Annotated in this window: 7 protein-coding genes; all 7 read left to right on the top strand. The window is 31.8% G+C overall.

Annotated elements, in window-relative coordinates; genetic code table 11:
• Positions 1 to 2528 (top strand): DEAD/DEAH box helicase family protein (locus tag BN350_RS19670; RefSeq protein ID WP_044600435.1); only part of this gene is annotated, 2528 nt, incomplete at its 5' end.
• Between the two features lie 12 nt (positions 2529 to 2540).
• Positions 2541 to 2810 carry an HAD hydrolase family protein gene (locus BN350_RS21520; RefSeq protein WP_231385317.1) on the top strand — a complete coding sequence of 90 codons (270 nt, stop codon included), beginning with the start codon at positions 2541 to 2543 and terminating at the stop codon, positions 2808 to 2810.
• Between the two features lie 305 nt (positions 2811 to 3115).
• The gene (locus tag BN350_RS21515; protein WP_028044635.1) at positions 3116 to 3307 is read left to right on the top strand and encodes a DapH/DapD/GlmU-related protein; all 192 of its coding nucleotides are present in this window, start codon (positions 3116 to 3118) and stop codon (positions 3305 to 3307) included.
• Between the two features lie 157 nt (positions 3308 to 3464).
• Positions 3465 to 4226, top strand: coding sequence for a DeoR/GlpR family DNA-binding transcription regulator (locus BN350_RS16800; RefSeq protein ID WP_028044634.1), 762 nt, complete (start codon positions 3465 to 3467; stop codon positions 4224 to 4226).
• A gap of 9 nt (positions 4227 to 4235) precedes the next feature.
• The gene (locus BN350_RS16795; protein WP_028044633.1) at positions 4236 to 6590 is read left to right on the top strand and encodes a glycyl radical protein; all 2355 of its coding nucleotides are present in this window, start codon (positions 4236 to 4238) and stop codon (positions 6588 to 6590) included.
• On the top strand, positions 6553 to 7491 hold the full coding sequence (locus BN350_RS16790; RefSeq protein WP_028044632.1) for a glycyl-radical enzyme activating protein: 939 nt from the start codon (positions 6553 to 6555) through the stop codon (positions 7489 to 7491). Before BN350_RS16795 ends, BN350_RS16790 begins: the two co-directional genes overlap by 38 nt.
• A 12-nt stretch (positions 7492 to 7503) precedes the next feature.
• Entirely contained in the window at positions 7504 to 8184 is a 681-nt protein-coding gene (locus BN350_RS16785; RefSeq protein WP_028044631.1) for a fructose-6-phosphate aldolase, read from the top strand.
• The last annotated feature ends 101 nt before the right edge of the window (positions 8185 to 8285 follow it).

Genomic DNA, 8285 nt, shown 5'->3' with positions numbered 1-8285 from the left:
TTGGAATTGAATTGATTCGTTTACTAGAGTGTCCAGCAATTGTTCTTGTTCCAACAATTACAATTCGAGAACAGTGGGTTAGAAGGATCGAAGAAGCATTTTTATGTCAGGGGATTACTACAAGTGATTATATATCACAAGATATCAAAAATTTAAAACTAATTACAGTGACAACCTATCAATCGATTCATAGTGCTATGTCTCATTATCAGGGAGAACTGATTGAAGAAGAGTCTGAAGGATTGATTCATAAGGAAGATGTAGATTATCATGATTATGATTTTTTAGAGGCTATTCGTGATGCTCAAATACAAACCATCTGTTTAGATGAATGTCATCATTTACGAAGTGAATGGTGGAAATCATTAGAATTATTGAAAAAAGAAGTGAAGTTTGATTATACAATTGCATTAACTGCGACACCTCCTTATGATTCTTCTGTTTCTATGTGGAATCGTTATATAGATATGTGTGGTGAAATTGATGAAGAAATTACAGTTCCTGAGTTAGTGAAAGAAGGAAGTTTATGTCCTCATCAGGACTTTGTATATTTTAATTATCCTACATCTCAGGAAGAAAAAGAAATTAAAGAGTTTCAGAAAAAAGGAGAAAACTTTTTAGAAAAAATAATGAATGATTCTGATTTTCAAATTGTTATTCAATCTCATATATGTCTACATGGAGAAATAAATTTAGATACTTTATTAGAAAAACCTGAATATTTGTCATCATTGCTGATCTATTTAGAAGCAAAGCAGTTATCATATCCTTTTGAATTTCAAAAGATATTAGGATATAAGAAATTAGAAAAGATGTCTATAAAATGGTTACAGATTTTATTACAGGGATTATTATATGATGATACTGATTCTTTTCAAATCAGTGAAGATTATCATAAAGAACTTATAAAAGAATTAAAATCATTAGGATTTATTGAAAAAAACAAGGTTATGATTGTTGTGAATCAGGCTCTTGAAAAGATGTTAGTCAAATCAGTTGGAAAATGTGAAAGTATCAAAGATATTGTTTTCCATGAATATGGATGTCTAAAAAATCAATTGAGATTGTTAATATTAACTGATTATATACGAAGTGAATATGAAAAATCGATTGGTGATGAAAGCAGAGATGTGCATAATTTGGGTGTCTTACCTTTCTTTGAATTATTAAGAAGGGAAAATCAAAAACGTCATATGAATATTCAGTTTGGTGTTTTATGTGGAACAATGGTCATCATTCCATCTGATGTTAAAGAACAATTATTGTCTATAATAGATGAACCTAAGAGAGTCACGTTCACGTCTATAGGTTCAGTGAATAATTATGTGAAGGTCAATATAAGTGGTGATCAACATTTTATTGTAGGTGCTGTCAGTCAATTATTTGAAATGGGTAGTATTCAGGTCTTGATAGGAACAAAGTCTTTGCTTGGTGAAGGGTGGGATTCTCCCTGTGTCAATACATTGATTCTTGCAAGTTTTGTAGGTTCATTTATGTTAAGTAATCAGATGCGTGGAAGAGCTATTCGTACTTTTATAAAGGAGCCAGATAAAACAAGTCATATTTGGCATTTGGTTTGTGTTGATCCAAAGAAAGCAATATCTTTAGAGGGAATAGAAGCAAGTGAGGATTATCAGACACTCTGTCGACGTATGGAACATTTCCTTGGTCTGCATTATACACAAAATATTATTGAAAATGGCACAGAGCGTTTAACTGCAATTTCTCTTCCATTAAATAAGCATCATATTAATAAGACAAATCAACAAATGCTTAAACTTTCATCACAGAGAGATCATTTGAAAAAAAGATGGAATGAATCTTTAGCTGTTTATGATCAAATAGAAGTTATTGATGATGTTGAATTCAAAGAAAAAATGATTACCGCAGTAATCTTAGTAGATGCAATCAGATATTTTCTTTTAATACTTGTCTGTGGTGTATTGGGTGGAATGATGGCGGTGGTATTATTCCCAGTTTTGAGAGAATCAAGTTTTATTATTGGGAGTTATTGTTTCTTGATTCTTTTGGCTTTATCCCTATGCTTTAAAAAAATTGTAATGTTTAAAAACCCTTTATCACGTTTACAAATATTAGGTGAAGGTGTATTGCAGGCAATGAAAGCAACAGGACAATTAGAATCCTATCATAGTGTTGTCAAAACAGAGTTGATTCAAGTTTTGCATTGCATTTATTTAGCTGGTGGAACAGGTCATGATAAAACTTTGTTTGCAAAATGTATGTATGAATTTTTTGAGCCTATAGATAATCAAAGATACATTTTATTTAAAAAGCATAGATTCTCTAGGAAAGAAGAGTATTTTGTTGTTCCTGAAATTTTTGCGAAGCGAAAAGAAGATGCAGAAATATTTGCGCAATATATGAAGCCTTTTATAGGAAAGTATCAAATTGTTTATACGAGAAATCAAGAAGGTAGACAAATTCTTTTGAATGGACGTATTTATGCATTGGCTAATCAGCAGGAACGCTGTATTACAAGAAAAAAAGTTAAGGGTGCATTGGAGTAAATTACGATTAAGTTGATTGCAGTAGATATGGATGGAACTTTTTTAGATTCACAAATGAATTATCAAAGGAGTATTTTTAGAAAGATTTATCAATATTTTAAAAGAAATGGAATACATTTTGTTGCTACAAGTGGGAATCAATATTATCAGTTGAAGTCATTCTTTGATGATTATCAAGATGAAATCACTTATGTTAGTGAAAATGGAGCATTGATTATTGGAAATAAACAAGATAATTTTTGTAATGAAATACCTTACAGTGATGTTGAAACAATTGTTTAAAGATTACAGCAAGATGATCGTATTCGGATATGTTTGTGTGGCATAAAATATTATTATAGATTAGAAATGATTGAATCACTCCAAGAAATCAATGAACCAAAGTTTCAGGATAGATTGAATACGCACGACCTTTGTTATTTATATAATCAAACAGATCCTTTAGAATTAGAACAACGTCAAGTATTCTTGAAGATATTTTCCAATCTAAAGTTGAGAATTTAGAAATTGTTCCACCATTTTTATGTGATTGTGGTCTATATATTCAATTTGGCAAAAATATTTTTGTCAAATTTAGTGCTTATTTTATGGATGGCGCAAAGATAACAATTGGAGATCATGTTTGGTTAGGTGCCAATGTTGTTGTATTACCTGGTGTCACAATTGGCAGTGGTTCAGTGATTGGGGCAGGGCGTATTGTGAATAAAGATATTCCAGAAAATGTTGTTGCATTTGGGAATCCTCGTCGTGTTATCAAAAACATAGAACAAGATAAATAGAACTTTTGATGATTATGGGAGTTTAGACTCCCATTTTTTACAAAATTATTATTTTGTATTGATTGTAGATAAAAATATCTTGATTTTTCAATAAAAAGCCGTATAATAAAGATGAAATAATAATAAACAATAATAAATAATAAGAAAGGAGAATGCTATGTTTGCTCAAGAAAGACAAGATTGTATTGTAGAGAAAGTCAATCAAGAGGGAAGTGTTCGTGTCAAAGATTTGAGTATTGAATTTGATGTCACAGATGATTGCATTCGTAAAGATTTGGCTATTCTAGAAAAAAAAGGTTTATTAAAAAAAGCTTATGGTGGAGCTGTGAGAATGAAAGAAAATCCTCATCTTTATAGAAGTGCAGATCGCAAAAGTTTTCCTAATGATGAAAGAATTATTATTGCTCAAAAATCTATTTCTTTACTACAACCTCAAGATACAATTTTTTTAGATATTTCACTTGCTAGTGTAGAAATTGCAAAACAATTACAAAATAGTGAAATGAAATTGACAGTGATGACAAACATGATAGAAATCTTGAATTTATTGTGTCAGTGTTCTCATATATCTCTTGTATTTATTGGAGGTCAATTAAATGATGAGGGTGATGGTTTTTGGGGAAGTTATTCATCACAGATGGTACGTTCATTTAAAATAGATAAAGCATTCTTAGGGGTTGTTGGTATTGATTCAGTATTAGGGCAGATTTCTACTTATTATATTGATGATGGAACAATGAAGAAAACAATTATTGAACAAAGTCAAAAGAGTTATTTGTTGTGTGAAGAACGTAAGTTTAAAGAATATGGAAATTATGTTTTTGGTTCTTTAAATGATATTAATGGTCTCATTGTTTCTAAAGACTTAAATCAGAAATTAAAGTTGACTTTAGAAACTTATGGTTTATCAATAATATAGGAGGATACTATGGATCAGTTAGTTCAAACAAAAAGAATTGATATTTTAAAAGAGAAAATGCTTGAATCACCTCGTTATGCATCTATTGAACAAGCAAGAATTATTACACGTATTTATCAGGAAAATGAAACATTATCTATACCAAAGAAAAGAGCACTTTCTTTAAAAGCAGCATTAGAAGAACTAGAAATTGGTGTTGAAAAAGAAGAATTAATTGTTGGTAATCGTACAAAAGGTGTACGTTATGGAGTTATCTTTCCAGAAAGTGGATGTTCATGGGTGAATGAAGAAATGGAATCATTACCAACAAGACCACAAGATCAGTTTATTGTAAGGGATGAAGATATTCATGAATTTAAAGAAGTGATTTATCCATATTGGCAAGGTCATTCTATGGAAGATGTGATTAAACAAAACTATGGAGAGCAGATTAATGCTATTTCAAAAGTTGTTAAAATTAATCAAAAAGATCATGCACAAGGTCATATATGTCCAGATTCTGCCTTATGGTTAAGACTAGGACCAAATGGTTTGATAGAAAAAGCACAGGAAAAATTAAAAACATGTTTACCAGAACAAAAAGAATTTTATGAATGTACAATATTGGTCTTAGAGGGTGCAATTCATTTTATGATGAGATATCATAATGAAATTATGAACATGTTGCCAAATATAGATTCACAATATCACCAATCATTACAAAAAGTAGCTGAAAACTGCCTTGCTCTTACTAAACGTGCTCCTCAAACATTTCATGAAGCTGTTCAATCATTATGGTTTTTATTTGTTATATTGCATATGGAGTCTAATGCTTCTTCTTTCTCACCTGGAAGAATGGATCGTTATTTATATCCATTCTATCAAAAAGATATTGAATCAGGTTTGATGAGTCAACAGGAAGCTTTAGAAATATTAGAATGTTTGTGGTTAAAGTTTAATCAGATTGTCTATTTAAGAAATCAGCATAGTGCGAAATATTTTGCTGGGTTCCCAATTGGCTTTAATATTGCGATTGGCGGATTAGATGAAAAGGGACATGACACATATAATGAATTATCATTATTATTGTTGAAAGCACAGTATCATCTGGGATTACCACAACCTAATTTATCAGTTAGACTCAATAAAAATTCTTCACATAAATTGATGCAAGAAGCTATTAAAGTCGTTGCTAAGGGAAGTGGGATGCCACAATTCTTTAATGATGAATCAATTGTTCAGACAATGATTAATGATTTAGGTATAGAAAAACAGGATGCATATAATTATGCGATTGTTGGTTGTGTTGAATTAACAACTCATGGGAATAACTTAGGGTGGTCAGACGCTGCGATGTTCAATTTCAATAAAGCTTTAGAATTAACATTGAATCATGGAAAATGTTTATTGACTGGAGATCAGATTGGTCTTGATTTAGGGAGCATAGAAACATATACAACATTTGAAGAACTAGAAAATGCATTCCAAAAGCAAGTTGATTATTTTATTGAAGAAATGATGAAAGCAGAAATTGTTGTAGAAAAAGCACATCAGGATTGTTTACCATCAGCTTTCTTATCTACAGTCATTGATGATTGTTTGGAAAAAGGATTGGATGTTACAAGAGGTGGAGCAAAATATAATCTATCAGGTATTCAAATGATTCAAGTTGCTAATTTAGCAGATTCTTTTGCGGCTATTAAGGAATTGGTTTATGATGAACAAATGATTTCACGCCATGAATTATTAGAAGCATTACAAGCTGACTTTAAAGGTCATGAAATCACGCAGACAATGTTATTAAATAAAGCACCAAAGTATGGTAATGATGTAGAATGGGTGGATAATATAGGCGCAAAATGGGCGAATTACTTCAGAAATCGTATGAAAGATTATACAAATTATCGTGGAGGGCCTTATCATACAGGAATGTATACAGTTTCTGCTCATGTGCCAATGGGCGAAAATGTAGGGGCTTCACCAGATGGTAGAAATGCTTTAACACCACTCGCTGATGGGGGGATGTCTCCAGTCTATGGTAGAGATATGTCTGGTCCAACAGCCGTTTTAAAATCAGTTTCGCGTATGGACAATTCCTTAACAACAAATGGAGGTTTATTAAATATGAAATTCTTACCAGAATTCTTTCAAAGTGAAACAGGTATGATGAAATTTGAAAACTTTCTACGCGCTTTTGTTGATTTGGAAATCCCTCATATACAGTTCAATGTTGTCAGACGTGAAGATTTATTAGATGCAAAGGCTCACCCTGAACGTCATAAATCATTAACCATTCGTGTTGCGGGTTATACAGCTTATTTTGTAGAATTAGCAGGGAAACTACAGGATGAAATTATTGAGAGAACAGCATATGTTGACATCTAAAGCTTTAGTTTTTGATATTAAGAGATTTGCAGTTCACGATGGTTATGGCATTCGTACAACAGTCTTTTTTAAAGGATGTCCACTGCGTTGTAAGTGGTGTCAGAATCCAGAGGGATTATCAAAGAAAAAACAACTTCTTTACTTTGAAAATAGCTGTATACATTGTCGCCGTTGTGAACAGAAAGCATACGATGGACAAATGACTTACAGTCATCGCCCTTATTTTCAACCTGATTATGAAGGCGATTTTGATAATTTAATCAAAGCATGTCCTGCTGGTGCTATTCGTTATGATAGTGAAGAGTATGATGTTGAAACATTATTAAACAAAATCAAGCAAGATGAAGTTTTCTTTAAACATGGTGGAGGGGTGACTTTCTCAGGAGGAGAACCTTTTATGCAAGGACAGTTTTTGATTGATATACTTAAAAGGTGCAAAGCAGAAGGTCTTCATACAGCGATTGAGACATCACTCTACACATCGTTAGAATGGATAGAAAAATCATTACCATATTTAGATTTGATTTATGCTGACTTGAAAGTCTTTGATGAAAAGGTGCATGAAGATTATACAGGATATTCTTCTCAATTAGTCAAAAATCATATACAATATATATTAGAAAGTCAATATAAAGATAAGGTAATTATCAGGACTCCATTGATTCCATCAATGACTGCCACTGATGATAATATAACGTCAATTTCAAAGTTTTTAGTGAATATTGATCCCGAAGTTAAGTATGAATTATTAAACTATAATCCATTGGCTTCCTCAAAATATGCATTAGTTGATCTTGAATATGGTGTCAATAAACAATATAAAATGTTTACAGAAGCACAAATGCAACATTTCTATGATGTTGTTTATCAAACAGGTTTAAAAAATTTAATCATCGAATAGGAGAAAATGAAAATGAAATTTATTATTGATACAGTTGATTTAGAAGAAATTAAGGATGCAGTAGAGCATATGCCAATTGTGGGGGTGACAAGCAATCCCTCAATTGTTAAAAGAACAAGTCCAGAAAACTTCTTTGATCATATGCGAGCAATCAGAAGCATTATTGGAAAAGAAAGAAGCTTACATGTACAAGTGATTTCTAAGGATTGTGAAACAATCGTCAAAGAAGCTCATCGTATCTTGGAAGAAATTGATGATCAGGTATATGTAAAGGTACCAGTTTCTTATGAAGGAATGAAAGCAATTAAAATCTTAAAAGCAGAAGGCATTCATGTTACAGCAACTGCCGTGTATGATTTAATGCAGGCTTATATGGCATTAGCAGCCGGAGCAGATTATATTGCACCATATGTGAATCGTATTGGAAATTTGGGAAGTGATCCTATGGAACTCATCAATGAATTATCAAGTCGTATTGTCATGGATGGATACAATACAAAGATTGTTGCAGCCAGCTTTAAAGGTGTTCAGCAAGTGCGTGACTCATTCAATTATGGAGCGCATGCGATTACCGCACCAGTCGATGTTTTAAAAACAATATTCAAGAATCCAAGTATTGAAAAAGCAGTAGATGATTTTAATAGTGACTGGTATGCCATGTATGGTGAAGGTACAGGAATCTGTGATTTATAGTGAATTGAGCCATTATAAGAATTTTCTTATAATGGTTTTTTTTGCATCTTTTGAAAAACACCTTGACTTGGAGTTAACTCTAAGTGATAGGATGAATACTT

The organism is Candidatus Stoquefichus massiliensis AP9 (assembly GCF_000455285.1).
GTDB lineage: Bacteria > Bacillota_I > Bacilli_A > Erysipelotrichales > Coprobacillaceae > Stoquefichus > Stoquefichus massiliensis.
The sequence above is the reverse complement of the archived record's forward strand: the minus strand, read 5'-3'. Positions and strand labels throughout refer to the sequence as shown.